Origin of the sequence: Nonomuraea sp. NPDC026600 (assembly GCF_040638335.1) — a bacterium.
Taxonomy (GTDB): domain Bacteria; phylum Actinomycetota; class Actinomycetes; order Streptosporangiales; family Streptosporangiaceae; genus Nonomuraea.
Genome location: NZ_JBEZYD010000014.1, coordinates 139853 through 165374 on the forward strand (window position 1 = coordinate 139853; position 25522 = coordinate 165374).

Consider the following 25522-nt stretch of genomic DNA (forward strand, 5'->3'; position numbering starts at 1 on the left):
TTAGCCACCATAGGGATTTACCGGCCAAGTCGGCACACCGCCTGGCAGGTCCTCACTGACCTTCATCGGGAACTCGGCCGCCCGTTTCTCCAGGAACGCCGTCACCCCTTCCACGGTGTCGGGCGCGGATCCGAGCTCGGCCATCAGCCGGGAGTCGGCCGCGTGCGCCTCCCACGGCGACGAGGCCGACAGCCCCGACCACATCAGCCGGCGGATCGCGGCGACCGACACGGCGGAGGTGTTGTCGGCGATCTCCCGGCCGAGCGCGTAGGCGGCGGGCAGCAGTTCCCCGGCGGGCAGCACGCGGGACACGAGACCGCCCGCCAGCGCCTCGGCGGCGGGGAACACCCGCCCGGTGACGGCCCACTCCATGGCCTGCGCGATGCCGACGAGCCTGGGCAGGAACCAGCTCGACGCGGCCTCGGTGACGATCCCCCGGCGGGCGAAGACGAAGCCGAACTTGGCGGTGTCGGCGGCGAGCCTGATGTCCATCGGCAGCGTCATCGTGACGCCCACGCCCACGGCGGGGCCGTTGATGGCGCCGATGACCGGCTTGAGCGACCGGGCGATGCGCAGCGCGACCGTGCCGCCGCCGTCGCGTGGTGCGCCGTCCACGAGCTCGCCGGGCTCGCCGTGGAAATCTCGGTGGCTGAAGGTGTCACCGCCGCCGCTCAGATCGGCCCCGGCGCAGAAGGCCCGGCCCGCGCCGGTGACCACGACGGCGCGCACCTCGTCATCGTCATCCGCGAGGTCAAAAGCCTTTACCAACTCTCCGCGCATCGTAAAGGTGAACGCGTTGAGCCGTTCGGGACGCTTCAATGTGATCGTGGCGATCCGGTCCGTCACGTCGTACTCGATCTGGGAGAAGGACATGCACCGAATCTTATTCGGCGACTAATGTTCACTCTCCCCTCGAGACATATTTCGTATTCTGTCCATAGGCTGCCGCCTCGATTCGGCCTACGGTGAAGTTCGCGGGGAAACGGGGATGGCGTGAGGCAGGCAATTAAACCGGTGCGGGCGTGGGCGGTTCTCGGCTGGCTGGCGCTCGCCGTGGTCGCACCGGGAGCGGCGCATCTGCGCGCCGGATGGCGTAAGACGGGGCTGACACTGCTCGGCTGTTACGCGGCCGGCCTGCTCGCGCTGCTCGCCGTCCGGCTGAGCACCGACAACCTGCTGGGCGACCTGCAGCAGAACAGCTGGCTGACGGGGGTGGCCGCCGGCGCCGCCGCGCTCGGGGTCGCCTGGTTCGCCCTGATCGTCCACTCGTTCATCGTGCTGCGGCCCGGCAGCCTGCCGCAGAGCGGGCAGATCCTGGCCGGCACCTTCGCCGGACTGCTCGCCGTCGTGGTCGTGCTGCCGTTCGGGGCGGGCGCGAATTTCGCCTGGACGTATCGGCAGGCGCTCAACGACATCTTCGTGAACGACGGCAGCGACGGCGGCGACCCCGGCGCGCAGGCCGCGGAGAAGATCCGCCCCGAGGACCCGTGGGCGGGCCGCACCAGGGTGAACATCCTGCTGATCGGCGGCGACGCCGACGACAACAGGATCGGCGTGCGCACCGACAGCATGAACCTGGCCACCGTCGACGTGAAGACCGGCAACACGGTGCTGATCAGCCTGCCGCGCAACCTGGAGAACGTACGGTTCCGGCCGGGCACGCCGATGGCCCAGCACTTCCCGAACGGGTTCCGGCTGCCGCCCGATCCGGGCGGTGGCCGCAGCGACCTGCTCAACAGCGTCTGGGAGTACGCCGACGCGCATCCCGAGCTCTTCGGCGGCAAGCAGCACCAGGGCCCCAAGGTGCTGATGGACACGATCGGCTACACGCTCGGGCTCAAGGTCGACTGGTACGCGCTGGTCAACATGTGGGGGTTCGCCCGGCTGATCGACGCGATCGGCGGGGTCCGGATCACGGTCGAGCAGGACGTGGTGTTCGGCAGGTACAACGAGGGCCTGGTCAAGGCGGGCACCCGCAAGCTGAAGGGCGCCGACGCGATGTGGTACGCCCGCTCGCGCACCTTCAGCGACGACTACACGCGGATGCGCCGTCAGCGCTGCGTGATCGGCGCGCTGCTCAACCAGGCCGATCCGGCGACGGTGCTGACCCGGTTCAACAAGATCGCGGTGGCCACCAAGGAGCTGATCAGGACCGACATCCCGCGGCCGATGCTCCAGCACCTGGTGCCGCTGGCGCTGACGGTCAAGAACGCCAAGGTGACGAGCGTCCAGTTCGTACCGCCGCTGATCAGCACCGCCTACCCCGACTGGGCGAAGATCCGCACCATCGCCGAGAAGGCCGTCCGCGACTCCGCGGCCAGCCGTCCCGTCGCGGCCACGGCCTCCGCGGCGCCGTCCTCGTCGCCGTCGCCGTCGAAGTCGCCGTCGAAGGCTCCCAAGAAGCAGAAGGAGAACGACCCCACCAAGACCCTTACCGAGGGCTGCGGCTCGGCGTGACGATCCGGCCGACCGGCGCGCCACCGCCGAGCACGGCCACGCTCTCGAACGCGGCGGCCGAGGACACCTCGCAGCCCATCTCGCGGAGCACGGCCAGGGCGATGACCGTGGTGGCGCGCGGGCTGCCGTCGATGACCTTGACCGCGACCGAGTGCCCGGAGGCCGTCGCCACGACCAGCACCCCTTCCGCGCCGCCCTTGGCCAGGGCGCCGGGCAGGGCGCGCATGAGGTCGGTGTTCTGGTGGCCGGTCCCGCCGACGTACTCGGGGTGCTCGCGCATCGCGTCGGCGACCTGGCGGGGCGCGCTGCCCGGCGCGGCGAGCACGAGCGCCTGCACGGCCCGCGCGAGGCCGGTCAGCGAGAGCCCGAACACCGGCGCCCCGCAGCCGTCCACGGCCACGTGGGCGACCTTCTCCCCCGCCAGGTCCTCGGTGATCGAGCGCACCTTGCGCTGCACCGGGTGCTCGGCGGCCAGGTAGGAGTCCACGTCCCAGTCGTTGGCCACGGCGGCGGCCAGCATCGCGGCGTGCTTGCCGGAGCAGTTCATCCGCTCGCGGGAGACGCCCTGGCCCTGCCTGATCAGCGCGTGCATGGTGGCCTGGTCCTCCGGCCAGGTCGCCGGGCAGCCGAGCGCCCCGAAGTCCAGCCCGTAGTCGGCCAGCAGCTCGCCGACCAGGCGTACGTGGAAGTCCTCGCCCGTGTGGCTGCCCGCGGCGATCGCCAGGCGCGGTCCGGCCAGGGCGGCGCCCGCGACGAGGCAGGCGAGCGCCTGGAACGGCTTGCCTGACGAGCGGGGCAGCACCGGCGCGTCCACCCGGCCGAGCGCGACCTCGGGCCGGCCCGACGGGTCGAGGCCGACGGCGCTGCCGTAGTGGACGCTCTCGACGAACCCGGAGCGCACGACCTCGGCGAGGAGGGCGAGTTCAGGCACGGGTGGATCTCCTTCGGGGGATGCCGGGGCCCGCGCGCCGGCGGGCCTCCAGCGTACGGGCCAGTTTGGACAGCGACGCGTTGACCACCAGGTAGACCAGCGCGACGACGACGTAGGTCTGGATGAGGTAGCCGTTGTACGCGGCCAGGACCTTGCCGCTGTAGAGCAGCTCGGCGTAGCTGACGACGTATCCGAGTGCGGTGTCCTTGAGCAGCCCGACCGACTGGCTGACGATCGAGGGCAGCACTCGGCGCGCGGCCTGCGGCAGGACGATCAGGCGCATGGCCTGGCCGTGGGTGAGGCCGATCGCCAGGCCCGCCTCGCCCTGGCCGCGCTCGATGGAGCGGATCCCGGCGCGGAAGATCTCGGCGAACGCCGCCGCGTTCGACACCGACAGCGGCACCACGAGCTTCCAGAACAGCGGCAGGTCCAGCCCGTACTTCGGCAGCGCGAACAGCACCACGTACACCAGCAGCAGGGTCGGGATGGTCCTGACCACCTCGACGTACACGGCGGCGGGGACGCGTAGGAAACGGTGGCGCGACAGCCGGCCCAGGGCCAGCACCAGCCCGAGCGCCATCGCCAGCGCGGCCGAGACGACCGCGGCCAGCGCGGTGGACCACAGTCCGGTCAGGAGATAGCGCCACATGGGCCAGGTGGCGTACGGCTGCCAGCGGGCGGCGTCGAGCTGCCCGTTGGCGGCGAACTGCCGGACGGCCAGCGCGAGCAGCGCCAGGGCGGCTACCGTGCCGATGACGGTCGCGATCCGGATGCGCCGCCGTGCCCTGGGGCCCGGCTCGTCGAACAGAGCGGTACTCATCGCAGGATCACCAGTCGTCGTTCGAGCCGCCCGGTCACGAAGCCGGTGCAGGCGGCGATCAGCGCGTACGCCACGCCCGCGCCGACGAAGATCGGGATGGGCTGGGCTTCGAGGAGGTTCACCCGGTTCGCCGCCGCGGTCAGGTCGACGACGCCGACGGCCGCCGCGAGCGCGGTGTTCATGGTGAGCGCGATGAAGATGTTGCCGATCGGCTGCACCACCGTGCGCAGCGCCTGCGGCAGGATGACGTGCCGCAGCGACTGGGTGAACGTCAGCCCGATCGCGCGGGCCGCCTCCCCCTGTCCCTTGGCCACCGAGTTCACGCCGGACCGCAGCGCCTCGCCGATGTAGGCGGCCTCGTACACGGCGATCACCGCGATGGCCGTCACCCGCAGGTCGGCCTGGACGCCGATCTCCGGCAGGCCGAAGAACGCCAGGACGAGCAGGACCAGCAGCGGCAGGTTCTGGAAGGTCTCCACGTAGGCGGTGCCGAGGGCGCGCAGCACCCGTACCGGGCTCACCCGCAGGGCGGTGACCAGCACGCCCAGCACCGCCGCGCCGAGGAACGACGCGGCGGTCAACTGGAACGTCACGAGCAGTCCCTGCCACAGCTCGGGCAGGTGGTCGAGGAGTACGGACATCAGGACCCCGGCACGGAACCGATCTGGGGCGGCTGCGGAGCATCGCCCACCACGACCGTGCCGATGGAGTTCTTCCAGATCTGCTGCCAGGCCCCGGCGTCCTGCATCTTCTTCAGCCAGGCGTTGGTGAACGTCTTGAACTGGTCGTCACCGTGCTTGAGCCCGATGCCGTACGGGTCGACGGTGAAGGGCTTGGTGACGATCTGGATCGACGGGTCCTTCTTGGCGTCGGCGATCAGCAGCGTCTCGTCCTGGACGTAGGCGACGCCGCGGTCCTGCTTGAGCGCCTGGAGGCATTCCGGGTCGCTGCCGAACGTGATGATCTCGGCCTGCGGCGCGAGCTTCTTGATCGCCGGGATGGCCGGCGTGTTCGCGCCCGCCAGGACCTTCTTGCCGTTCAGGTCCTCGGGCTTGGCGATGCCCGTCGTGCCCTTCTTCACCGCGATGGTCAGACCGGAGGTGTAGTAGGGCCCGGCGAACGCGACCTGCTTCGCCCGTTCCGGCGTGATCGTGTACGTCTGGAAGACGACGTCCACGGTGCCGTTGGCGAGCAGCGCCTCGCGGGTCTCCGAGGCCGAGTTGACGATCTTCACCTTGGGCTGGCCGATGATGTACTTCGCCAGTGCCTTGCCCAGATCGGCGTCGAAGCCCTCGATCTCGCCGGTGGCCGGGTTCTGCTGGGAGAGCAGCGGCGCGTCCAGCGAGCCGCCGACGATCAGCTCGCCGCGCTGCTTGATCTTCTCCATGGTGGAGCCGGGCAGGATGTCCGCGGCGGCCGCGACAGGTGCCTGCGCGAGCACGTCGACCTTCGCCTTGGCCTGCTCCGGTACGGCTCCCGGTACGGCGGGGCTGCTCGTCTCGCCGCAGGCCGTCAGGCCTAACAGGGAAACGGCGACGACAGCGACCAGTCTCTTCATGAGCATCTACTTCCTTCGAAATCGAAGATGAAGCGGAACGTAGTGGGAGATTTCGTAGTAAGTCAATACGTTGTCGCAGGAAGTCTGGACATGGTATTCCTCTCACATGGATCAGCGGCTGCCCGTGAGCGGGGCACAGGGGGACCTGCTGCGGCTCGTGGCCACCGGCCAGGCCGAGTCCCGGGCCGACCTCGCCCGCCTGTCGGGCCTGGCCGCCTCCAGCGTGTCGCTCCGGGTCGAGGAGCTGATCGCGCTGGGGCTGCTCGGCGAGGAGGGCTCGGGCACGTCGCGGGGCGGGCGGCGGCCCAGGCGGCTGCGCCTGTCGCCGTCGGCGGGGGTGCTGGCGGTCGCCGACCTCGGCGCGCACCATGCCCGGCTCGGACTGCTCGACCTCAGCGGCGTCCCGCTCGTGATCGAGGAACGCCCCTGCGAGATCGCCCGGGGCCCGGAGGCCACGCTCGACCTCCTGTCGGACGCCTTCGACGAGCTGCTGGCCGTACATGTGCCCGATGACGTGCCGTTACGCGGGGTGGGCACCGGCATCCCCGGCCCGGTGGACCCGGCGACGCGCCGGGTGGTCACGCCGTCGCGCATGCCGGGCTGGAACAACTTCCCCGTCGCCGAGCATCTGGGGCTCCGCTACGACCTGCCGATCCTCGTCGAGAACGACGCCAACCTGATGGCCGCCGGCGAGGCCAGGCACTGGCCCGGCTGCGACAACCTCATGGTGCTCAAGGCCGGGACCGGCATCGGCTGCGGCGTGATCGTCAACGGCCACCTGCACCGGGGCCGGGGCGCGGCGGGCGACATCAGCCACGTACGGGTACGTTCGGACTCGTCCGTCCTGTGCGCCTGCGGCCATCCCGACTGCCTGGAGGCGTACGCCAGCGGCGCCGCCCTCATGTCGGCCCTGGCGGACTCCGGGATCACGGTGGCACGGCCGGCGGACATCGTGGGCCTGGTGAACGACGCGATCCCCGAGGCCACCAGCCTGGTACGGGGCGCGGGGCGGCGGATCGGCGAGGTCCTCACGGTCTTGGTCAACTTCTTCAACCCGGACGTGATCGCGGTGGGCGGCAGCCTGTCGGCCGCGGAACCGCTGATCACCGCCATCAGGGCGGCGGTGTACGAGCGCTGCCTACCACTGGCGACCCGCGACCTGGAGATCGCTCCGGCCCGCGCCGGCCGGGACGCCGCCCTCCTGGGCGCCGGCGCGCTTCTGCTGGAGGCGGCGCTGGTTTAGGCGGGACAGGTGAGGGTGGCGCTAATGTACATCGAGAAATGGAAAGCGCTCCCGGCCCATCATCTCGTCTCAGACAGTGAGGTCCTTTGCCGCCGACCGGTTTACGACTCGTATTCCTCTTCACCACCGCACTCCTGATCGCCGGATGCACCGCCACAACGACACCGGTCGATACCGGGACCGCGAATCCGGTCGCCGAACAACCGGTGCCGCGGAATTCGACGGAAGACGACGAAGAAGAAGCGGGCTACGTCGAGATCTGCGTCAAGAAGAAGACGCGCGTGCGGGTCAACTATCGGCCCTGTGACGATGCGGAGCCCGGCGCCGCCTGGTATTTCTTCCCGCTGACCGCCCGGATCCCCGCCACCGGCTCGAAGGCGAAGCGCGGCTCGTTCAAAAAGCCGGGAGGCTCGAGGTACCGGGCTCCCGCGAAGGGCGGCCTCGGCTCGGACGTGATGCTCTCGGACGTCGACGACCGCGTCAAGGTCTGCGTGCGGAAAACCGGCCGGATCCGATTCGCGAACATCAGGTGCGACGACGGCGAGAAAGGCTACGGCTGGTACTACATCCGCATCGACGGCTCCGTTCCGGCGATGGGCAAGAAAGCCGACGACGGCTCTTTCCGTGCGCCGTACGGCGAGGTGTACAGCGCTCGCCGCAGCGGCGGTGACGCCGCCAAGGCGGCGATCGGTTACGAGGATCCGGACGCGCCCGAGCCCGAGGAAGAGGAGAGCGAAGAGGACAGCGATGAGGAGTATTGCACCACGACCATCAATGGCGAGTGCGTCGCCACCAACGAGTGCACCGAAACGACGAATGGCGTCTGCACCAAAACCGAGGACGGTTATCTCAGTACGCCGTCAAGAAAATGCCGCAATGTCTGGGCGCGCAAGCGCTGGACCCGCCGCTGCTGAGGAAACGGACCCGGCTCAGCCGCGCGGGACGAAGACGCTGGGCGGCGGTCCGTCGGCGGCCGGCCGGAAGTTGCTCTCCACCACCCGTGCCAGGTGCTCGAACTCCCACGGCCCGGTGCCGTTGACCTGGCGGATCACCTCGGGGTTGCTGTAGAGGCCGACCTCGTACCCCATCGCGGCGACCGTACGGCCGGTCAGCCAGCCCGATCGCTCGCTGGCCAGGTAGAGCGCGATCGGCGCGATGTTGTCGGGGGCCAGCTCTCCGGCGTCGCCCTCAGCGGGGAGCACACCGGTGAGGCGGGTGGCGGCGCCGGGGGCGATCGCGTTGGCCGTCACACCGTAGCGGCCCAGTGCCTGCGCCAGGGAGTACGTCAGGCCGACGACGCCCATCTTGGCGGCGGCGTAGTTGGGCTGCCCTGGCGAGCCCTGCAGGCCGGAGACGGACGTGAAATTGATGATCCGGTAGTTGCCGCCGGGGTTGCGTTGCCCGCGGTGCGTCCTTCCGGTTCGGCGGGTGATCCGGCGAGTTCCTCGTACGGGCGCCACCCCGCCACCTCGCCGCCGTCGGCGAAGCGTGCCGCGGGCAGGCCGGCCGACTCACCGGCGAGGCTCGCGGCCAGGTCGGCGTGGGCGGCGAGCACCTTGGCGCCGCTGTCGCGCACGATGAAGGCGACCTCGGCGGGCTCCAGGTGGGTGTTGATGGGCACCAGGTACAGGCCGATCTGCGCGACGGCGAGGACCAGCTCGAAGTCGGGATGGGAGGCGGCGATGCGGTAGAAGCCCACCGCCGTCGTGTCGATCATTGTCATGCCCATGCCCTTTCGCGCCACGATGATTCGTGAGGGCCTAGTGGTTTCGGACGGAAAACGTCCGTATTTGACGCTAGAACGGTGCCTCGCGGCATGTCAAGATTCAGTCGCCGCGGTGACCGAGGGCCGACAGGACGAAATCGACCACCTGCTCGGCGTACTCGGCCGCGCGCGCCTCCAGCGCGGACATCCTGCTCGCCGGTGTCGTCAGCACGTGGTTGGTCACGATGCCGGCGACCGCGTCCAGCAGCAGCGCGGGAGAGGTGCCGACGGGCAGCTCGCCGCGCTCGATGGCACGCAGCACGACGGAGCGGCCGATCCGGGTGCGCTCGCGCTGCAGCTCGTCCATCGCCTGGCCGAACAGCTCGGGATAGACCTTGGCCTCGACCTGCGCACGGAGCACGACCAGGCCCCGGCGGCCCAGGTAGCCCTCGATCATGGACGTGGCCATCCTGATCAGGTCAGGGCGCAGCGATCCCGACTCCTCGAACGAGGGGGCCTGGGAGCTCCAGGACGCCAGCGCCGCCCCGATGAGCTTCTCCTTGCTGCCCCACCTGCCGTACAGGGCGGCCTTGCCCACCCGCGCCCGGCGTGCCACCACGTCGAGGCTGAAACCGGCCCAGCCCACCTCGGCGTACAGCTCGAGCGTCGCGTCGAACACCCGCGCCTCCAGATCCGGGTCGGGAGTCCGGCCCCGGCCGGACGATCTCAGCGACGGGCTCGGCATACCGCCAGTGTGCCAGGCGCCGCCCACTACGGCTCACGGCCCGCCAGCACCAGGCTCGCCCCCGCCGCGAAGAAGATGCCCACCCCCTGGACGAAGCTGAGCTGGGCGCCGGGGACCTGGGCGTCGGCCTCGCCCCGCAACTGCCGCACGGCCTCCTGAATGGCGAACATCCCGTACATTCCGGTGTGGGTGTAACACAGGCCGCCTCCGTTGGTGTTCATGGGCAGGGCGCCGCCCGGCCGGGTGTGGCCCTCGGCGATGAACGCGCCCGACTCCCCATAGCCGGTGAACCCCAGGTCCTCCAGCATGTACAGCGGCAGGTGGGCGAAGGCGTCGTAGCACATCAGGTGGTCGATGTAGTGACGCCCACAGTCCAGGCAGCGCTGAACCCGCAGCTCGCCCGCGCGGGCAGCCTCCCAGTAGGGGGCCGTCTCGGGCGTCGGCTGCGGCTTCACCGCGACACCCTGGTGAACCGGCCCCGGTCGAGCACCACCGTCTCGCCCACCTTGGTTACGAAACGGGAGGTCTCCCCGTCGTCCCAGATGTGCACGGCGAGCTCCTGACCGGGCAGCACCGGGGCGGCGAACCGGGCCGACATCATCCCGAACCCCGCCGGATCCGAGCCGCACAACGTGTGCAGCAGCGCCCGGCCGGTGAACCCGTAGCTGCACAGGCCATGCAGGATCGGCCGGTCGAACCCCGCCCGCCCGGCCAGCCACGGATCGGAGTGCAGCGGATTGCGGTCCCCGCTCAGCCGGTACAGCAGCGCCTGATCGGGCCGCGTCTGATAGACCACGACGTGGTCGGCGGGCCGATCCGGCGCGGCCCACGGAGCCGACGTGCCCCGCTCACCCCCGAACCCGCCCTCTCCCCGGACGAAGATGCCGGTGCCGACTTCGGCGATGAGCCGGCCGGTTTCCGCGTCGAACAGCGAGGACTCCATGACGATCAGGGCAGCCGAGCCCTTGTCATAGATCCCGGCCACGCGTGCGGACGTCCGCGAACGGCCGTGCGTCGGGATCGGCCCGCGCACACTGATCGTCTGCTCGGCGTGCAGCACCTGCGCGAGATCGAAGTCACCCAGTTTGGGGCCGGCTCGCGTTCCGCCGAGCATGACGGCGAACGTCGGGAGCACCTGCTGGATGACCCCGTGCGAGTTCTCGGTGGTGAACGGCAGCTCGGCCAGCGGGTCCTGCGCGCCCGCGCCTACTCCGAGTGCGTACAGGATCGCGTCCGTCGAGGTCCAGGCGCGGCCTTCCGACTCCCAGGTCTGCCCCACCAGGTCGAGGTTCAACGACATGTGAGCTCCTTCCCAAGGGACAAACTAATACAGACGATAATCGTCCGCAAAGAGCTACCCTTCGCTTAACTGCTCGAACAGCTCACGCCACTTGCCGACCGTGGCGAACACGACGTCCATCGCGGCCAGCGCCGCGTCCCGCGAGTCTCCGTACGCGGTCGTGCAGTCACTGGCCACGTAAGGATCGAAGTCACGCTGGTCGGCGGACCGCACCGTGGTCTCCAGGCAGACGTTGGTGAGGATGCCGGCGAAGAGCAGTCGCCTGACCCCCAGGCCGCGGAGCAGGACTTCGAGATCGGTGTACAGGAAGGCGTCGTAGCGGTTCTTGTCGATGACGTGGTCGCCGGCGGCGGGTGTGAGTTCGTCGATGATGTCGGCGTCCCAGGAGCCCCGGACGAGCGGCTCCGGATCGCGCGGCCACAGTTTCGCCGAACGTGGCGGCATGTCGATCAGGCCGGGACGGAAGACATGCCGCGTGTAGATCACCGGCAGACGAGCCACCCGCGCGGCGGCGAGCAGCTCCACGTTCGCGGCGACGACCGCCGGCAGATCGGGTAACTCCGCGCCCAGGGACGAGATGGAGCCCTGGGGATGGCAGAACCCGTTCTGCATGTCGATCATGAGGACGGCGATGTTCATCGGCGCTTCCTTCGCGATTGGCCAGGAGATCCCGCGCGGTCGACGGCCGACCCCACAGGAAGCAGAATCCACTCTCGGATATCAACCCGCCCAGAAGCGAGGCGGGACCAGGGTCACGGTGGGCAGACGGAGGTCAAGGTGCGGCGGGGCGGTGGAAGGTGGCGCGGCAGCGGTGGCGTTCCGGGTCGCGGAGATCCTCGATGCGGTCCGCTACCAGGCGGTGGAATCCGCGTCCTGGTCCCTCTCCGTCACAGATCCTCCAAGTTCGAGGCCGTACGGCAATCCCCGCCCTGCTCTGTCGGCCAGTGCCACCAGATCGACCGTATCGCCCAGCGGCCCGACGAGGCTGCGTTGCCGAAGGACGTCGGCGACGTAGCCCATCCGCCGCAGCGCGCCGTCGAAGAACGGGATCAGCACGCAGACGGCCGGGCTGGGATGGGGACACGGATCAGTGTGTCCCCAGGAGAGCTCGCCCGCCCGGCCGTCGACGGCCAGTTGGACGACGTCGCGTGCGGTGGCCTCCCGCCCGAGCAGCGTGCGCGCGGCGGCGATGATCTGGTCCCGATCGTGCGCGTGTATCGAGCCCCACGACTCCCAGGGCACGTCATGCAGGGAGAGGGGCGGGATGCGGGGGTTGGCGGCCTTGGTGCGCTCCCACAGGATGACCTGCCCGAGCCTACGTTCCAGCTTCTCTGTGACACCCGAGACGACCGGATCGGCCACCGCCTCGACGGGCTCACCGGCGTTCCAGCCGAGCTCCTTGAACAGCCGCGCCTCGTGACGGTACAACTTCTCCGCCAGGTAGACGTCGACGTTCGGCTGCATCCGCGCGAGCAGGCCGTCTTCTCTGATCTTCCACAGGAAGCTCTGGTGGATGTCAGAGATGTAACCCCAGTCGGGCGACATCGCCGGGAACGCGTATCGGTCGAGGTGCCAGAAGAAGGCGGAGTCGACCATGTAGGCACGCCGTGTGGCGCGTGCCAGGACGTCGTGTCCTACGAGTTCGGCGGTCGTCGACCAGAGATCGCTGCGAATTCGGTAAGCGTGTTCGCGCAGCCACTCCCGTTGTGGCAGCGACTTGCCCTCCACCTCCCGGCCGAGGTCCATGAAATTGATGCGGAGGATCCAGCGCATGCACCAGGACGCCGACGGTATGAGGTTGATCTCCCTGACGACCAGAGCACGCAGATCGTCCTCGTCGAGCCCCATGAGCAGCGGCAGGCCCAGGTAGAAGAGGCATCCGCCGCGGCGGACGCGCCATGCCGCCAGGCGAGGCCAGGCGCTCAGGCGGACCTTGACCGAGGTGGGCCGCCAGCCCGCCTCCTCGAACGCCGAGTCGAGGACGCGACGCAGCCGCGGCTGATCGTCCAGAGGCAGGCGCGGGTATCTCCACCTGCCCCGAGGCCACCAGGCCATGGCTCCGGCAATCAGGCAGGTGGCGAGGGTCGGCACCGCCAACAGCGACATCGGGAAGTCGAGGGGCCAGAGCACATACAGCAGCCCGCCCCCCGCAGCACTGACCACGGCCAGGCGGACGAGCAGTTGCGGCCACTCCGAACCCAAGCCCCCGGGGTTCACGCGCAGGATGACGACAAGCGTCCGCCACCTGGTTAACGCCGGCACATCCCCCACTGCAAGCCCCTTTATCGCGAAATTTCGGGATAAAGGTAGAGGGGCTAGATCACGTAGCCGTCACGCACGAAAGGAGTCCTTGGCCATCCGGCGTACCCGGGCCTCGTCGATGACGTGCCCCAGACCCGCCTGCGTCAGCGGCACCGCCACCACCCCGCCGTTCGCCCCCACGATCGGTGTCACGATCTGGTTGTTGCGCGGCGGCTGCGTCACGTCGCACGGCAGCGTGCAGCCCGGCAGGCTGGCCACCGCCACCGTGGCCGCCCGCGCCAGTCCGGCGCCCTGGCCGCCCGCGCACTGGATGTCCCAGCCGGCCGCGGCGGCCCGGTCGTGTGCCCGGCGGACCTCGCTGAGCGAGCGGAAGGCGGTGGGCCGCAGCAGCAGCACCCGCCCGGCCCGCAGCGTCAGGTAGTCGTCGAGCTCCGCCGTCGAGCGCACCTCGACCGCCACCGACGCCGTCACCTGGTCCTGCAGCGCGGCGTGCGCGTAGGCGTCACCGATGGGGAAGGGCCGTTCGATGACCTCGACGCCGTAGGAGTCGAGGGCGGCGAGCTGGCCGCCCTCGGAGTAGGCGCACCCGCCGTCGACGGCCAGCGTCAGAGCCGGATAGGCGAGTCGTACGGCCCGCACCGGCTCGACGTCCCAGCCGGGACGGACGTCGAGCGTCACGTGGCCGTAGCCCGCGCAGACCTGCTGGTTGACCCGGGAGACCAGGCTTTCCAGGGACGGGTCGGGTTCGAGCCGGACGGTCGCCATCAGGGAGGTGCGGGTGCCGCCGATCGCCTCGGCGAGCGGGACGCCGCGCATCCTGGTCCACAGGTCCCAGCAGGCCATGTCGACGGCCGAGTCGCCGGTCGGGACGGCGTCGGGGTGCTCCCAGTCGACGCCGATGAGCTGGGCGCCCAGCGACTCCTCCAACTGGGCCCAGGTTTTCGGCTGGGGGGCCAGCGCCTCACCCCAGCCGGTCATGCCGGCGTAGTCGGTGAGCTTGACGAGCAGGCTCTCCGACCGCTTGCCGTACGGCAGGACAAGCCGGAAGACCTCTAGCTCCCGCACTCGCGGCATGTACCCCCCTCTGCGACGAAGCTATGAAATGGCTTCTACCAGTGTGCCTGCCTTCGTGTGCTGGGCAAAACGCGGAGCCACGGCCGCGGCGAGCACGGCGAGGGCGAACGTGAAGCCCAGGCCCACCAAATAGGTCTCGCCGGTGGCCGTGAACAGGGCTCCGGTGACCGCGACGGCGACGACGGTGAACACCGACTCGCCGACGCCGAGGGCCGCGGTGTTCTGGCCCTCCTCCCCCGACGCGGACATCTCCAGCACCAGTACGGACACCGTGGGATGCAGCGCGCCGATGCCGAGCCCGGAGATGGCCATGGCCACGTACGCCAGAGCGATCGGCACGGAGTCGATCAGCACCAGCGACATCAGCGCGATGCCGGTGGCGATCATGAGGGAGCCGCCGCGCAGGGCGGTCAGGTGGCTGATGACGCCGCGGCCCTTGATCCAGGACCCGGTGGACCAGCCGAGCGCGCCGACGGTCAGGACGATGCCCGCGCCGGTGGGCGTGAGGTCACGCTCGTTGATCAGCATGAGCGGGATGAGGACCTGGGACGCCATCAGCGAGCCGTAGGCCAGGCCGCGGAGCACGGGGGCGGTCGGCAGCCCGCGGGCGGCCCTGAGCGAGCCGCGGGGCAGCAGCCGGGGCAGGGACACGACCAGCAGGACGATCCCGGCCGCGAGCAGCGGCAGGCCGCGGAGCTGGAGCGCGCTGCCGTACTGGATCAATGCGGCGGCCACGGCGGTCAGCGTGGCCCAGATCAGCTTGCGCCCGAGGCCGGGGGCGGGCTCGGCGTTGCCGCCGCTCAGGCCGGTGCCCGCGGTGCCGCGCCAGAGCAGCAGCGCGCTGGGCACGACGATCAGGGAGACGCCGAGGAAGATCCACCGCCAGTCGGCGTTCTCCACCACGAACCCCGCGATGGCCGGGCCGACCATGGAGGGCACCACCCAGGCGGCCGAGAACAACGCGAACACCTTGGGATGCATCTCACCCGGATAGACCCTGGCCACGAGCACGTACAGGGCCACCTGGATCAGGCCCGCGCCGAGCCCCTGGATGAACCGCCCGGCGACGAACACCTCCATGTTCGGCGCGAGCCCGGCCACCAGCAGCCCCGCCACGAAGGCCGCCACCCCGGTCCCGACCGGCACCAGCGGGCCCTTCACGTCGCTCCATCTGCCGCCGAGCACGGTGGCGATCACGCTGGCGGCGAGGGTGGCGCTGAAGGCCAGGTTGTACAGGTGCATGCCGCCGAGTTCGCGCGCCACGACGGGCATCGCCGTCGCCACCGCCATCGCCTCGAACGCCACCAGCATGACGAGCGCCACCAGCCCCACGCTGAGCGCCCGATATTTCGCCGACACCACGCTGGCAGGAGGTGCTTCAAGAGTTGTGGTCATGCCCGGCACGCTATGGCGGACACCCGGGTCGGCACATCGGGCGGCGGCCCTAGGCCATTGGACCTAAGGCATCCGGGCCGCGAGGCCGTCGAGGAGCAGATCGAGGCCGTACTCGAAGCGCGCGCGGCCGTCCTCGCCGATCAGTTCGTCGATGTGCTTGGTGATGTGCGGGAACCGATCGGGAGGCAGTGAGCGGTAGTAGCTCTCGATGGTGCCGACGAACGTCCTGAAGTATTCCTCCAGGCTGAGGCCCGCGGCCCGGATCTTGCCGAAGTGCAGCGAGCCCTCGAAGGCGTCACTGGAGACGTAGAGGGCGAGCCGGTCGACGGCGAGCGCGGCGTCACGGGGCGGCATGCCCGCGTCGAGGAGCAGACCGAAGATGTGTTCGGCGATCCGCAGCGAGTTCGGGCCGGTGGGGACGCTGGCCAGCGCGGCCCTGGCCACGTCGGCGTGGCTGCCCAGCACCCGGTGGGACTCCATCGCGAACTCGCGCAGTTGCTCCTTCCAGCGCGCCGGGTCGGGCGCGGCCAGCCGGATCTCGCCGAGCACCCGGTCGTAGATGAGCTCCAGGAGCTCTTCCTTGTTGGCGACGTGCGCGTAGAGCGAGGCGGGGCCGGTGTCGAGCTCCTGCGCGACGCGGCGCATGCTCAGCGCGTCGAGGCCCTCGGCGTCCAGGATCCGCAGCCCCGTCTCGACGATCAGATCCTGACTCAGTTGCGGCTTGAGCTGGACCGGCTTACGCGCCTTGCGCCACGGCGGGGTCGGGACGTCTTCGTTGCTTCCCATGGCGAACACTGTACTTGACACGAACGCCGTTCGCTACTAAAACAGTGTTCGTAGCGAACGGTGTTCGTTGTAAGAACGGTGTTCTAGCCAAGGAGTCCACATGACCGTCACCGCCCCCCATGCGGCCTCGGAGGTCCAGCCTTACCGCTGGCGCTGGGTCGCGCTGTTCGTCATCTTGGCCGCCGAGGTCATGGACCTGCTGGACGCGCTGGTCACCTCCATCGCCGCACCGACCATCCAGAAGGATCTGGGCGGCTCCTCGAGCATGGTGCAGTGGCTGGTGGCCGGTTACACGCTGGCCATGGCCGTCGGCCTGATCACCGGCGGCCGGCTCGGCGACCTCTACGGCCGCAAGCGCATGTTCGTGATCGGCGCCTTGGGCTTCACCGCCGCCTCGTTGCTGTGCGGGGTCGCCGCCAACCCGGAGATGCTGATCGCCAGCCGGGTCGTGCAGGGCCTGTTCGGCGCCGTGATGCTGCCGCAGGGGCTCGGCCTGATCAAGGAGATGTTCCCGCCGAAGGAGATGGGCAAGGCGTTCGGCATGTTCGGCCCGGTCATGACGATCTCGTCCGTGGGCGGCCCGATCCTGGCCGGCTGGCTGGTGGACGCCGACCTGTTCGGCACCGGCTGGCGCATGATCTTCCTGATCAACCTGCCCATCGGGCTGGCCGCCGCGCTGGCCGGGATGCGGTTCCTGCCGGAGTTCAGGCTCTCCAACGCCACCCGGCTCGACCTGGTCGGCATGCTGCTGGTGTCGGCCGCCGCGTTCCTGCTGATCTTCCCGCTCATCCAGGGCCGCGATCTGGACTGGCCCGCCTGGACGTTCGTGTCGATGGCCGCCTCGATCGTGGTGTTCGCCGTGTTCGGCCGGTACGAGAGCCGCCGCGCCCAGTCCGGAAAGGACCCGCTGATCACGCCGAGCCTGTTCCGCAAGCGCGCCTTCACCGGCGGGCTGGTGGCCGGGCTGGCCTTCTTCACCGGCATGATCGGCCTCAGCCTCGTCTTCACCCTCTACACCCAGGTCGGGCTCGGCTACAGCCCGCTCAAGGCCGGCCTCACCGGCCTGCCGCAGGCCATCGGCGGCGTGGTCGGCTTCGGTCTGGCCATGTCGGGCCTGCAGGAGAAGCTCGGCCGCGGCCTGCTGCAGATCGGCACCGCGGTCATGGCGGTGGGGGCGGCCGTGCTGGGCCTGACCATCCATCTGGCCGGGACCGACATCAGCCCCTGGCAGCTCGCTCCCGGCCTGGCCTTCGTGGGCATCGGGATGGGCCTGACCATGGCGCCGTTCTTCGACATCGTGCTCTCGGGGGTCGAGCCGCACGAGTCGGGCTCGGCGTCGGGCACGCTGACCGCGACCCAGCAGCTCGGCGGCGCGCTCGGCAGCGCCCTGCTGGGCACGCTCTTCTTCGACCTGCTCAAGAGCCGGTGGAGCTTCGGCTCGGCGATGCAGGTCACCATCTGGGTGGAGATCGGGCTGCTGGCGCTGACCTTCGTCCTGTCGTACCTGCTGCCCCGCAAGGCCCTCGGGGAGCAGACCGGGCACTGACCGCGTACCCGCTCGAAAGGGCCGCGACCTCGCGTCGCGGCCCTTTCGTTTGGCTTCCGGAGACTGTCTTCAGGACCCCGGTGCGTTCAGGACCCCAGGTGCTTTCAGGACCCCAGGCCGACGTGCCGTTCGGCCCACTGGGCGATGTCGCGGCGCTCGATCGCGGCGGCCATCAGGTCAGGGAACGCGTCGGGCGTGCACGCGAAGGCGGGCACCCCCATCGCGGCCAGCGCGGCGGCGTTCTCGTGGTCGTAGAAGGGCGCGCCCTCGTCCGAGAGCGCCAGCAACACGATCACCTGGACGCCCGCCTGGGTCATCGCGGCGACCCTGCGCAGCATCTCCTGCCGCACCCCGCCCTCGTAGAGGTCGCTGATGAGGATGAAGATCGAGTTGGCGGGGCGGGTGATGAGGCCCTGGCTGTAGGCGATGGCCCGGTTGATGTCCGTACCACCGCCGAGCTGCGTGCCGAACAGCAGCTCGACCGGGTCATGCAGCTGATCCGTCAGATCGACCACAGCCGTGTCGAACACCACGAGCGACGTCTTGAGCGACCGCATCGAGGCCAGCACGGCGCCGAACACGCTCGAATACACCACCGAGGCCGCCATCGACCCGCTCTGGTCGATGGCCAGCACCACCTCACGCTGCACGGACCGCTGCCGGCGCGCGTAGCCGACGAGCCGCGACGGCACGACCGTGTTCTTCTCGGGCAGGTAGTTCTTGAGGTTCGCCCTGATCGTCCGGTCCCAGTCGATGTCGGACACCCGCTTGGGCCGGTGGGTCCTGGCCGAGCGGTCGAGCGCGCCGGTGACGGCGGCCCTGGTCTTCTGGGCGAGCCTGCGTTCGAGCTCCTGTACGACCTTGCGCACCACGGCCCTGGCCGACTCGCGGGCCTGATCGGGCATGACCCGGTTGAGCGCGAGCAGCGTGCCGACCAGGTGTACGTCGGGCTCGACGGCCTCCAGCATCTCGGGTTCGAGCAGCAGCCTGGTGAGGTTGAGCCGCTGGATCGCGTCCTTCTGCATGACCTGGACGACGGTCGACGGGAAGTAGGTCCTGATGTCGCCCAGCCACCGCGCCACCCGGGGCGCCGACGCGCCCAGCCCGCCGTCGCGGTCGTACACGGCGGCCAGCGCCCGGTCCATGTCCGCGTCGGCCCCCTGGAGACCGCCGCTCTGGCCTCCGGAACAGATGCCGTCGGCGTCGCCACCGCCCAGCACCAGCCGCCACCTGCGCAGCCGCTCATCCATCGGCTCAGCCATGGTCTCTCCCGTCGATCCGCGCTCTGCCCAAGATCGCCAGTACGGTCCGCGCGGCCGTCTCCGCCCGCTGTTCGTCCACGTCCTGCTCCCCCGCCCGCTCGGCCCGCTCCGCCGATCGGACGCGCTCGCCGATCGCCCGGCGCTCGGGCGCGGCGAAGCTCCCGAACGTACGGCGGAGCAGCGGCAGCACGTCGATGAACTGTGTGCCGTCGAGCCCGGTCAGCCAGGTGTCGACCAGGCCGAGCAACCTCGGGTCGTGCACCAGCAGCAGCCCGCCGCCGCCCAGGAAGCCCTCGATCCACGAGGCGGCCCTGGTGGGCGCGTGCCCCCTGGACATCGCCCGCGACATCCGGGCGTCGGCGTCGTCGAGCTCCCCCGCGTCGAGCAGGATCCTGGTCAGCCGTCCCTCGATCAGCCCGTGCAGGTCGGGACGATCACTCACCCCACGCAACGTGACCAGCCACCGGCTACGCGGCGACGCCTGACGAACAACCGGCGTCTCCTGCCCGGCAGCCTCCGCTGGTGGCGACCCCGTGAGCTCCTGCGGCGCCGACCCGGCGGCCCCCTCTCGGAGCGACGTGGGATCCTCCGGCGAGGGTCCGGTGGGCTCCTCTGACATCAGGGCGACCGCCGTGTGGACGGCGTCGACGCCGCCGAGGAGTGCGGCCGCGGCCTCGTCGTCGAGGCCGGTGACCGCGACGGGCAGGCCGACGCAGATGCGGTCGAGCATGGACCGTACGATCACCGCCAGCCCCTCGGCCGAGGTGCCGCGCACGTCGCCGTAGCGGTGGGCGCGGACCATCGCGGGCAGCGCGGCCATCAGGTGGGTGACGTCGGTGTCGAGCGCGGCCTTGGCCGAGAGGGCGGCCAGCACCTCGGGCAGCGCCTCCGGCAGGTCGGCCAGCAGACAGCGTTCGACCAGCCCGGTCAGGTCGGCCAGCGTCACCGACTCCGCCGAGGCGAGGTCGCGGGCCCGCTGGGCGGCGGCCGAGGCGACCGTGATGCCGAGAGCCGCCCCCTCGACGAGCGCCAGGTCGAACCCGGGCCGCCACTGCAACGTCCACGTCTCCCTGAACGTCCCCTTGCCCCTGGCCTGCCCCAGCACCCCCCACTCGACGCCGAGCAGCCGCAGCCGGTGCAGCAGGCGGCTGCGGTCGAGGTCGAGCGGCTTACGCAGGTCGAGGCCGAACTCGCGGTCGAGCGCCTCCGGCTTCAGCTTGAGCCGCCGCTGCTGCTCACGCAGGTCGCGCTGGAGCGGCACCATGGGCGTGCCATCGGAGACGTGACCGAGCCGATCGCCGACCACCATGCGCCGCTGGATCAGCTCCACCGCCAGGTCGTCGCCCTCGCACAAGACCGCCCTGGCCGCCTCGGTGACCTCGCCGAGCCCGGCCAGCGGGCGTCCGCGCAGGGTCGCCAGGCTGTGCGCGAGCCGTACGGACTCGATGACGTGCGCGGACGAGACCGGCAGGCCCTCGTCACGGAGCACCGCCGCCGCCCCGGCCAGCCAGCGTTCGACGGGACGGTCAGGGGCGGTGAACAGGTGGTGGTACCACCCGGGCGAGGAGATGCCCGCGCCGTAACCGCTCCACGAGGCCAGCCGCCCGTACGTCCACGGCACCCACGTCAGCTGGGCCTTCACCTTGGGCAGACCGCGCAGGAGCGCGTCGTCGGCCTTGGCCGGGGGCAGGGGGGCGGTCAGCGCGGGGACGTGCCAGGCACCGCAGATCACCGCGATGCGGTCATAGCCCTGTCTGATGGCGGTGCGGAGGGTCTTGCGCATGTACGCCTCGCGCCTGGCCTCTCGCTCGTCGGGCTCGTGGCCCTCGCGAACGGCGGCCATGGCCTCGGCGATCACCTCGAACGGGGTGTCGCCCCGGTGCTCGACGACGTCCTCCCACCAGCGCTCGGGATCGTCGTAACCGGCCGCCTTGGCGAGCGCGCCAATCGGATCGACCCGCAGGCCCTCGGAGTCAGCGCCAGGCTCGGGCCCGGAGCCGGGCACCACCTCGGGGTCGCGGCCAGGCGCGGGCTCGGGTTCGGGCTCAGGTTCGGCCAGGCTGTGGGACGCCGGGAGGTCGCAGAACCGTACCGGGACGCCGACCGCCACACCGTACAAGATCGCCTGCCACTCGGGCGAGAACCCGGCGAACGGCCAGAAGGCCGCGCTGGACGCCTTGCCGGGCACGTGCGCGAGCAGCGCGACCGGTGGTTCCAGCTCGGGCGCGAGCGCGACCAGCGCGTCGGCCTCCGGCGGTCCCTCGATGAGGATCACGTCGGGACGGAGGCGTTCGAGCTCCGCCTGCACGGCGCGCGCCGAGCCGGGGCCGTGGTGCCGGACACCGAGGATCGAGACGCTCACGGGTACACCATCCTCTTGTCGGCGGTCGGGAGACCGCTGACGCACCTCACGACACCTCGCGGCAGGCACGGTAGAAGTCGCGCCAGTCGGAGCGCTCGCGGACGACCGTTTCGAGGTATTCGCGCCACACCACCCGATCGGACACGGGCTCCTGCACCACCGCGCCCACGATCCCGGCGGCCACGTCGGAGGGACGCAGCACACCGTCACCGAAGTGGGCCGCCAGCGCGATGCCGCTGGTCAGCACCGAGATCGCCTCGGCCGTGGACAGAGTGCCGCTGGGTGATTTGACCTTGGTCCTGCCGTCCTCCGTCACGCCCGTGCGCAGTTCCCGGAACACCGTCACCACGCGGCGGATCTCCGCCAGCCCCGTGCTGGTCTCGGGCAGCTCCAGCGAGCGGCCGAGCTGGGTGACGCGGCGCGAGACGATGTCGACCTCCTCCTCGGCGGTGGCGGGCACCGGCAGCACGACCGTGTTGAAGCGGCGGCGCAGGGCGCTGGACAGCTCGTTGACGCCCCGGTCGCGATCGTTGGCGGTGGCGATCACGTTGAAGCCGCGTTCGGCCTGCACCTCGCGGTTGAGTTCGGGGATCGGCAGCGTCTTCTCCGACAGCACGGTGATCAGGGCGTCCTGAACGTCGGAGGGCATGCGCGTGAGCTCCTCGACGCGGGCGATCCGGCCCTCGGCCATGGCCCGCATGACGGGCGACGGGGTCATCGCCTCCATGGACGGGCCCTCGGCCAGCAGCCTCGCGTAGTTCCAGCCGTAGCGGATGGCCTCTTCGGCCGTGCCCGCCGTGCCCTGCACCAAAAGGGTCGAGTCGCCGCTGATGGCGGCGGCCAGGTGTTCGGACAGCCAGGTCTTCGCCGTGCCGGGCACGCCGAGCAGCAGCAGCGCGCGGTCGGTGGCCAAGGTGGCGACGGCGACCTCGACGATGCGGCGGGCGCCCACGTACTTCGGGGAGATCTGGCGGCCGTCGCCCAGGATGTACGTGGTCACGGCCCACGGCGACAGCTTCCAGCCGGGCGGCCTGGTCCGGTCGTCGTCCTTGGCGAGCACCGCCAGCTCTTCGGCGTACTGGTCTTCCGCATGGGCGCGCAGAACGGTCATGAGAGCTCCTTCAACATGTCGGCACGGAAGCGCAGCAGGGCGGCGACCTGCTGAATGGGCGGCACGGGCGAGTAGTTTTCGGCCAACTCGGCGAGCGACGGGTCGATGCGCTCGCCGGCCAGTTTGATCAGCTCGCCGAGGTTCCACGGCTGGGTGGTGGCCACCTTGATGATCTTGCGGAGGACGGCCGTCGCCAGGCCCTCCCGCCAGTGTGAGGACACGCCGCCCAGCACCATGATCAATTGGCTGTCCAGGTCATGCTCTTTCACGAAATCAGCGGCGAGCCGCTGCTGCTCGTCCGGCCCCAGCGCCTCCAGCAGATCCGCGATCGGGTCCCACGCGAACATCGCCCGCGCCCACTCCGGATCCCGCTGCAACACGGCCGCGCGCACCCAGGCGGCCTTCACCTCGGCGTCCCAGTCGGGGATCTTCATCTTGAGCAGCCTGGCGGGCCTGCCCCAGAGCCCGAGCGGCGCGCGGGCGACGACCTGCTGGAGCCACCAGGCCCGCTCGCCGATCCCCCTCGGGGGCTTGGCCCGGATGCCGTCGCGCTCCATCGCCGCGTCGCACACTTCCGGCGCCTCGACGGTGATCGTGCTCCTGGTGAAGGTCAGGCAGCTTCGAGCGCGTACGGCCATGCGCTGGGCCAGCCGCGACTCAGGCAGGCGGGTGAGGAGGTTGGCGGCCTGCTGGCGTACCTCTCGCCTGCGGTCGTCGAGGGCCTGCTCCAGGAACGGCTCGTCGTCCATGGACAGGCCGTCGGCCAGCACCTCGACGAACGCCGCCCGATCATCGGGCTCCTCGCGCTCCCAGCCCGTCTCCAGCAGCTCCCTGGCCCGCTTGGGCTCCTGCCTCCTGAGGTGGCTCAGGTAGGCGCGGCGGTCGGCCGGGCTGCCCAGCTCCCACGTCTCACCGGTCGGCTCTTCGAGCAGGAACGCCCAGGCCGGGTTCAGGGCGGCCAGCCACCTGCCGCGCTGCCCGGCGACCAGGCCGAGGTGGGACCTGATCGACTGGTCGCGCCTGCCCCGGTCCAGCAGCTCGGGCAGGACGTACGGGGGCACTGTGCGGCCTGCCGTGGACGCGGCGGCCAGCCATTCGGGGAGCAGGCGGTCGTACTCGCCGCCCAGGATCCTGGCCAGCCGCTCGGCCGCCCGCGCGGTCACGGCGGGCAGCTCCTCGTCGTCCGCCTGCTCCTGCTGCTCCTGCTCGGTCGTCTCGCCGAGTTGCCGACCGGCGCGACGGCGCACCACCTCCACGGCGGCGCTTTCTAGCAGCTCTCCCTCGTACGGTCTGCGGTCGGTGCCGACCAGCGCCGTCGAAGCCAGGTCCTCCCAGGTCACAGGATCACCGCCGTTCCGTCGTCAGCCCAGGTGGTCAGCGGGCGCAGGCCCAGCGGCGTCCACTCGGCGGCCACCGTCACCGGACGCCCGCCGGATACGGCGATCAGCCGCCACGGGTCACGGGACCTGGGGTGCAGCGGGAACCCGCCCACGGACGTACGGCCGGGAACCACACCCGCCAGCACGACAGGCCAGGAGTCGGTCCACGGATCGGCGGTGACGGCGGCGGTGATCTCACCAAGCGCCTCCTCCGGCGACACCCCCGTCGGAACCCGGTCCCCGAGATCGCCCCGACCGACGGCGCTCCGGTCAGCGGGGACATCCCGGGGGGTGGGGTGGCGGGTGGCTACCAGGGCGCGGAGGGGTGCGGCGCCCGGGTAGAAGGCGACGTCGGCGTCGATCGTGGTGCCGGTGACCAGCGAGGCGTCGAGCGGCTGGCCGGTGGCGGCGAACGAGAGGACCAGCGCCGCCCGGCCCGTGTCGTGGCCCCGGAGCCAGACCCGGCGGGCGATCAGCCGGTCGTGCTCCTCGTCGCGCCTGCCCACCACGTGCCACCGGTCGCGCACCACCGGCCGGGCCAGCACGTCCTCCCGTGCGACGGGGAAGCCCGCACGGATCAGGACGGTCTGGCGCAACGGTCCCGGCAGCTCGGCCCGCCGCCGGTAGGCGACCGCCAACAGGTTGATCAGCGAGTATTCGGCCAGCAGCCGGCTCGGCCAGTCGTCGGCCAGGCGCACCTCCCGTAGCCGGGAGAGGGCGTTGGCGACACCCGGCGCCTGGGCGTCGACGAGGCGCTTGGCCAGCTCGTCCCATTCGTCGGCGTCCGTCCCTGCCAGGCCCTGCCGCACCTGGTCGGCCAGCCACCGTTCGAGCTCGGCCAGCCCGGCGGCCACCCGCGCATGCCGTACGGACTCGACCCCCGCACCCCGCCCACCGCCCGAGGTATCCGTAGCCGACGCCCCCAGCCCGGAGCCACCGCCGGCCGCCACGCCCGGCCCGCCACCCGAGCCCCCGTCTGAGGCGGAGTCCGAGGCCGAATCCGACCCACCACGCGAGGCCGCACCCGAACCCGACCCCAAGCCCGAGGCCGCGCCCGGCCCGCCACCCGAGCCCAGATCAGCATCCGACTCCCATGCCTGCCCATCGGCCGGCTCCAGGTCGCTCTCGGCTTCTGCGGCGGCTCGGGCGCGGGCGGCCTCGAGCTTGGCCGCCGCCTTGGCGGCGCGTTCGATGCGCTGGTCGACCCACTCCGCCACCCAGGGCGGCAGCGCGTCGGCGGCGGGCACCCCGTCCGCCGACCACATGAGCAGCAGCCCGAGCGCGTGCTTGCACGGGAACTTCCGGCTGGGGCAACTGCACCGATATGCGGGCTCGGAGAGGTCGACACACGCCATGTAGGGCGTGGCCCCGCTCCCCTTGCACGCGCCGAACAGCACGTCGTCAGTCATGCCGCGCAAGGTCCATTTGCCGGGTGCCGCCACGCCCTGCGCCGCCTTCTGGGACGAGGCGTCGGGGGCGAGGGCGAGCACCTGATCACGGCTCCACCGTTCGATCACTTGCCGCAGACTAGCCAGCCCGACTGACAATTACCGCTGCTCCGCCGGATCAGCGAAGAAGATCCATAT

The 25522-nt window shown here is 70.7% G+C and carries 24 protein-coding genes; 4 read left to right on the forward strand and 20 right to left on the reverse strand.

The window, feature by feature from the left end; genetic code table 11:
- Complete coding sequence (locus AB0F17_RS30110) at positions 1 to 873, reverse strand: crotonase/enoyl-CoA hydratase family protein (RefSeq protein WP_358029534.1); 873 nt, start codon at positions 871 to 873, stop codon at positions 1 to 3.
- A gap of 120 nt (positions 874 to 993) precedes the next feature.
- Here AB0F17_RS30110 and AB0F17_RS30115 point away from each other — a divergent pair, with 120 nt between their 5' ends.
- Positions 994 to 2457 (forward strand): LCP family protein, encoded by a 1464-nt coding sequence (locus AB0F17_RS30115; protein WP_358029537.1) that lies wholly within the window; start codon positions 994 to 996, stop codon positions 2455 to 2457.
- Here the strand turns inward: AB0F17_RS30115 and AB0F17_RS30120 are convergent.
- From AB0F17_RS30120 to AB0F17_RS30135, 4 genes are read right to left on the reverse strand one after another with little or no spacing between them, the layout of a single operon-like run.
- Positions 2432 to 3388 (reverse strand): asparaginase, encoded by a 957-nt coding sequence (locus tag AB0F17_RS30120; RefSeq protein WP_358029539.1) that lies wholly within the window; start codon positions 3386 to 3388, stop codon positions 2432 to 2434. The two genes, AB0F17_RS30115 and AB0F17_RS30120, sit on opposite strands and share 26 nt — an antisense overlap.
- Positions 3381 to 4208, reverse strand: a complete 828-nt coding sequence (locus tag AB0F17_RS30125; RefSeq protein WP_358029542.1) for an amino acid ABC transporter permease — start codon at positions 4206 to 4208, stop codon at positions 3381 to 3383. The genes AB0F17_RS30120 and AB0F17_RS30125 overlap by 8 nt, the downstream gene beginning before the upstream one ends.
- A complete protein-coding gene (locus tag AB0F17_RS30130; protein ID WP_358029544.1) occupies positions 4205 to 4849 on the reverse strand; it encodes an amino acid ABC transporter permease in 645 nt (214 codons plus the stop codon). The genes AB0F17_RS30125 and AB0F17_RS30130 overlap by 4 nt, the downstream gene beginning before the upstream one ends.
- Positions 4849 to 5766, reverse strand: coding sequence for a glutamate ABC transporter substrate-binding protein (locus AB0F17_RS30135; RefSeq protein WP_358029546.1), 918 nt, complete (start codon positions 5764 to 5766; stop codon positions 4849 to 4851). The genes AB0F17_RS30130 and AB0F17_RS30135 overlap by 1 nt, the downstream gene beginning before the upstream one ends.
- A gap of 106 nt (positions 5767 to 5872) precedes the next feature.
- Here AB0F17_RS30135 and AB0F17_RS30140 point away from each other — a divergent pair, with 106 nt between their 5' ends.
- Positions 5873 to 7009 (forward strand): ROK family protein, encoded by a 1137-nt coding sequence (locus tag AB0F17_RS30140; protein WP_358029549.1) that lies wholly within the window; start codon positions 5873 to 5875, stop codon positions 7007 to 7009.
- Between the two features lie 86 nt (positions 7010 to 7095).
- Positions 7096 to 7923, forward strand: a complete 828-nt coding sequence (locus AB0F17_RS30145) for a hypothetical protein (protein WP_358029552.1) — start codon at positions 7096 to 7098, stop codon at positions 7921 to 7923.
- Between the two features lie 15 nt (positions 7924 to 7938).
- On the opposite strand, the gene AB0F17_RS30150 is transcribed toward AB0F17_RS30145, so the two are convergent.
- The 10 genes from AB0F17_RS30150 to AB0F17_RS30195 all read right to left on the reverse strand — a co-directional run bounded on the left by AB0F17_RS30150 (position 7939) and on the right by AB0F17_RS30195 (position 16276).
- Positions 7939 to 8382 carry an SDR family oxidoreductase gene (locus tag AB0F17_RS30150; RefSeq protein WP_358029866.1) on the reverse strand — a complete coding sequence of 148 codons (444 nt, stop codon included), beginning with the start codon at positions 8380 to 8382 and terminating at the stop codon, positions 7939 to 7941.
- Positions 8295 to 8732 (reverse strand): hypothetical protein, encoded by a 438-nt coding sequence (locus tag AB0F17_RS30155; protein WP_358029555.1) that lies wholly within the window; start codon positions 8730 to 8732, stop codon positions 8295 to 8297. The genes AB0F17_RS30150 and AB0F17_RS30155 overlap by 88 nt, the downstream gene beginning before the upstream one ends.
- A 103-nt stretch (positions 8733 to 8835) precedes the next feature.
- Positions 8836 to 9459: a TetR/AcrR family transcriptional regulator gene (locus AB0F17_RS30160; protein ID WP_358029558.1), complete on the reverse strand. Its 624-nt coding sequence runs from the start codon at positions 9457 to 9459 to the stop codon at positions 8836 to 8838.
- 26 nt (positions 9460 to 9485) lie between these two features.
- Positions 9486 to 9914: a zinc ribbon domain-containing protein gene (locus tag AB0F17_RS30165; RefSeq protein ID WP_358029561.1), complete on the reverse strand. Its 429-nt coding sequence runs from the start codon at positions 9912 to 9914 to the stop codon at positions 9486 to 9488.
- Positions 9911 to 10759, reverse strand: coding sequence for a MaoC/PaaZ C-terminal domain-containing protein (locus AB0F17_RS30170; protein ID WP_358029563.1), 849 nt, complete (start codon positions 10757 to 10759; stop codon positions 9911 to 9913). Before AB0F17_RS30170 ends, AB0F17_RS30165 begins: the two co-directional genes overlap by 4 nt.
- Before the next feature lie 54 nt (positions 10760 to 10813).
- Entirely contained in the window at positions 10814 to 11398 is a 585-nt protein-coding gene (locus AB0F17_RS30175; RefSeq protein ID WP_358029566.1) for a cysteine hydrolase, read from the reverse strand.
- Between the two features lie 210 nt (positions 11399 to 11608).
- A complete protein-coding gene (locus AB0F17_RS30180; RefSeq protein WP_358029568.1) occupies positions 11609 to 12976 on the reverse strand; it encodes a hypothetical protein in 1368 nt (455 codons plus the stop codon).
- 114 nt (positions 12977 to 13090) lie between these two features.
- Positions 13091 to 14095 (reverse strand): enolase C-terminal domain-like protein, encoded by a 1005-nt coding sequence (locus tag AB0F17_RS30185; protein WP_358029571.1) that lies wholly within the window; start codon positions 14093 to 14095, stop codon positions 13091 to 13093.
- Positions 14096 to 14116: 21 nt separating this feature from the next.
- The gene (locus AB0F17_RS30190; protein ID WP_358029574.1) at positions 14117 to 15490 is read right to left on the reverse strand and encodes an MFS transporter; all 1374 of its coding nucleotides are present in this window, start codon (positions 15488 to 15490) and stop codon (positions 14117 to 14119) included.
- 63 nt (positions 15491 to 15553) lie between these two features.
- Positions 15554 to 16276, reverse strand: coding sequence for a TetR/AcrR family transcriptional regulator C-terminal domain-containing protein (locus AB0F17_RS30195; protein ID WP_358029577.1), 723 nt, complete (start codon positions 16274 to 16276; stop codon positions 15554 to 15556).
- Between the two features lie 100 nt (positions 16277 to 16376).
- Here AB0F17_RS30195 and AB0F17_RS30200 point away from each other — a divergent pair, with 100 nt between their 5' ends.
- Positions 16377 to 17822 carry an MFS transporter gene (locus tag AB0F17_RS30200; protein ID WP_358029580.1) on the forward strand — a complete coding sequence of 482 codons (1446 nt, stop codon included), beginning with the start codon at positions 16377 to 16379 and terminating at the stop codon, positions 17820 to 17822.
- A 104-nt stretch (positions 17823 to 17926) separates the two neighbouring features.
- Here AB0F17_RS30200 and AB0F17_RS30205 read toward each other — a convergent pair whose 3' ends face one another.
- Genes AB0F17_RS30205 through AB0F17_RS30225 form a run of 5 tightly spaced genes read right to left on the reverse strand, consistent with a single transcriptional unit; the run spans position 17927 to position 25453 of the window.
- Positions 17927 to 19084, reverse strand: a complete 1158-nt coding sequence (locus tag AB0F17_RS30205; RefSeq protein WP_358029583.1) for a VWA domain-containing protein — start codon at positions 19082 to 19084, stop codon at positions 17927 to 17929.
- Positions 19077 to 21446, reverse strand: coding sequence for a DUF5682 family protein (locus AB0F17_RS30210; protein ID WP_358029585.1), 2370 nt, complete (start codon positions 21444 to 21446; stop codon positions 19077 to 19079). Before AB0F17_RS30210 ends, AB0F17_RS30205 begins: the two co-directional genes overlap by 8 nt.
- 46 nt (positions 21447 to 21492) lie before the next feature.
- Entirely contained in the window at positions 21493 to 22557 is a 1065-nt protein-coding gene (locus AB0F17_RS30215; RefSeq protein ID WP_358029588.1) for an AAA family ATPase, read from the reverse strand.
- Positions 22554 to 23897, reverse strand: coding sequence for a DUF5691 domain-containing protein (locus AB0F17_RS30220; RefSeq protein WP_358029591.1), 1344 nt, complete (start codon positions 23895 to 23897; stop codon positions 22554 to 22556). The genes AB0F17_RS30215 and AB0F17_RS30220 overlap by 4 nt, the downstream gene beginning before the upstream one ends.
- The gene (locus AB0F17_RS30225) at positions 23894 to 25453 is read right to left on the reverse strand and encodes an SWIM zinc finger family protein (protein ID WP_358029593.1); all 1560 of its coding nucleotides are present in this window, start codon (positions 25451 to 25453) and stop codon (positions 23894 to 23896) included. Before AB0F17_RS30225 ends, AB0F17_RS30220 begins: the two co-directional genes overlap by 4 nt.
- Positions 25454 to 25522 lie beyond the last annotated feature (69 nt).

Excerpts from the sequence above, each read along its gene's own strand:
- AB0F17_RS30135 (WP_358029546.1), bottom strand. The coding sequence starts at position 5,766 with ATGAAGAGACTGGTCGCTGTCGTCGCCGTTTCCCTGTTAGGCCTGACG.
- AB0F17_RS30170 (WP_358029563.1), bottom strand. The coding sequence starts at position 10,759 with ATGTCGTTGAACCTCGACCTGGTGGGGCAGACCTGGGAGTCGGAAGGC.
- AB0F17_RS30160 (WP_358029558.1), bottom strand. The coding sequence starts at position 9,459 with ATGCCGAGCCCGTCGCTGAGATCGTCCGGCCGGGGCCGGACTCCCGAC.
- AB0F17_RS30155 (WP_358029555.1), bottom strand. The coding sequence starts at position 8,732 with ATGACAATGATCGACACGACGGCGGTGGGCTTCTACCGCATCGCCGCC.
- AB0F17_RS30140 (WP_358029549.1), top strand. The coding sequence starts at position 5,873 with ATGGATCAGCGGCTGCCCGTGAGCGGGGCACAGGGGGACCTGCTGCGG.
- AB0F17_RS30215 (WP_358029588.1), bottom strand. The coding sequence starts at position 22,557 with ATGACCGTTCTGCGCGCCCATGCGGAAGACCAGTACGCCGAAGAGCTG.
- AB0F17_RS30200 (WP_358029580.1), top strand. The coding sequence starts at position 16,377 with ATGACCGTCACCGCCCCCCATGCGGCCTCGGAGGTCCAGCCTTACCGC.
- AB0F17_RS30205 (WP_358029583.1), bottom strand. The coding sequence starts at position 19,084 with ATGGCTGAGCCGATGGATGAGCGGCTGCGCAGGTGGCGGCTGGTGCTG.
- AB0F17_RS30195 (WP_358029577.1), bottom strand. The coding sequence starts at position 16,276 with ATGGGAAGCAACGAAGACGTCCCGACCCCGCCGTGGCGCAAGGCGCGT.
- AB0F17_RS30185 (WP_358029571.1), bottom strand. The coding sequence starts at position 14,095 with ATGCCGCGAGTGCGGGAGCTAGAGGTCTTCCGGCTTGTCCTGCCGTAC.
- AB0F17_RS30190 (WP_358029574.1), bottom strand. The coding sequence starts at position 15,490 with ATGACCACAACTCTTGAAGCACCTCCTGCCAGCGTGGTGTCGGCGAAA.
- AB0F17_RS30175 (WP_358029566.1), bottom strand. The coding sequence starts at position 11,398 with ATGAACATCGCCGTCCTCATGATCGACATGCAGAACGGGTTCTGCCAT.
- AB0F17_RS30110 (WP_358029534.1), bottom strand. The coding sequence starts at position 873 with ATGTCCTTCTCCCAGATCGAGTACGACGTGACGGACCGGATCGCCACG.
- AB0F17_RS30125 (WP_358029542.1), bottom strand. The coding sequence starts at position 4,208 with ATGAGTACCGCTCTGTTCGACGAGCCGGGCCCCAGGGCACGGCGGCGC.
- AB0F17_RS30130 (WP_358029544.1), bottom strand. The coding sequence starts at position 4,849 with ATGTCCGTACTCCTCGACCACCTGCCCGAGCTGTGGCAGGGACTGCTC.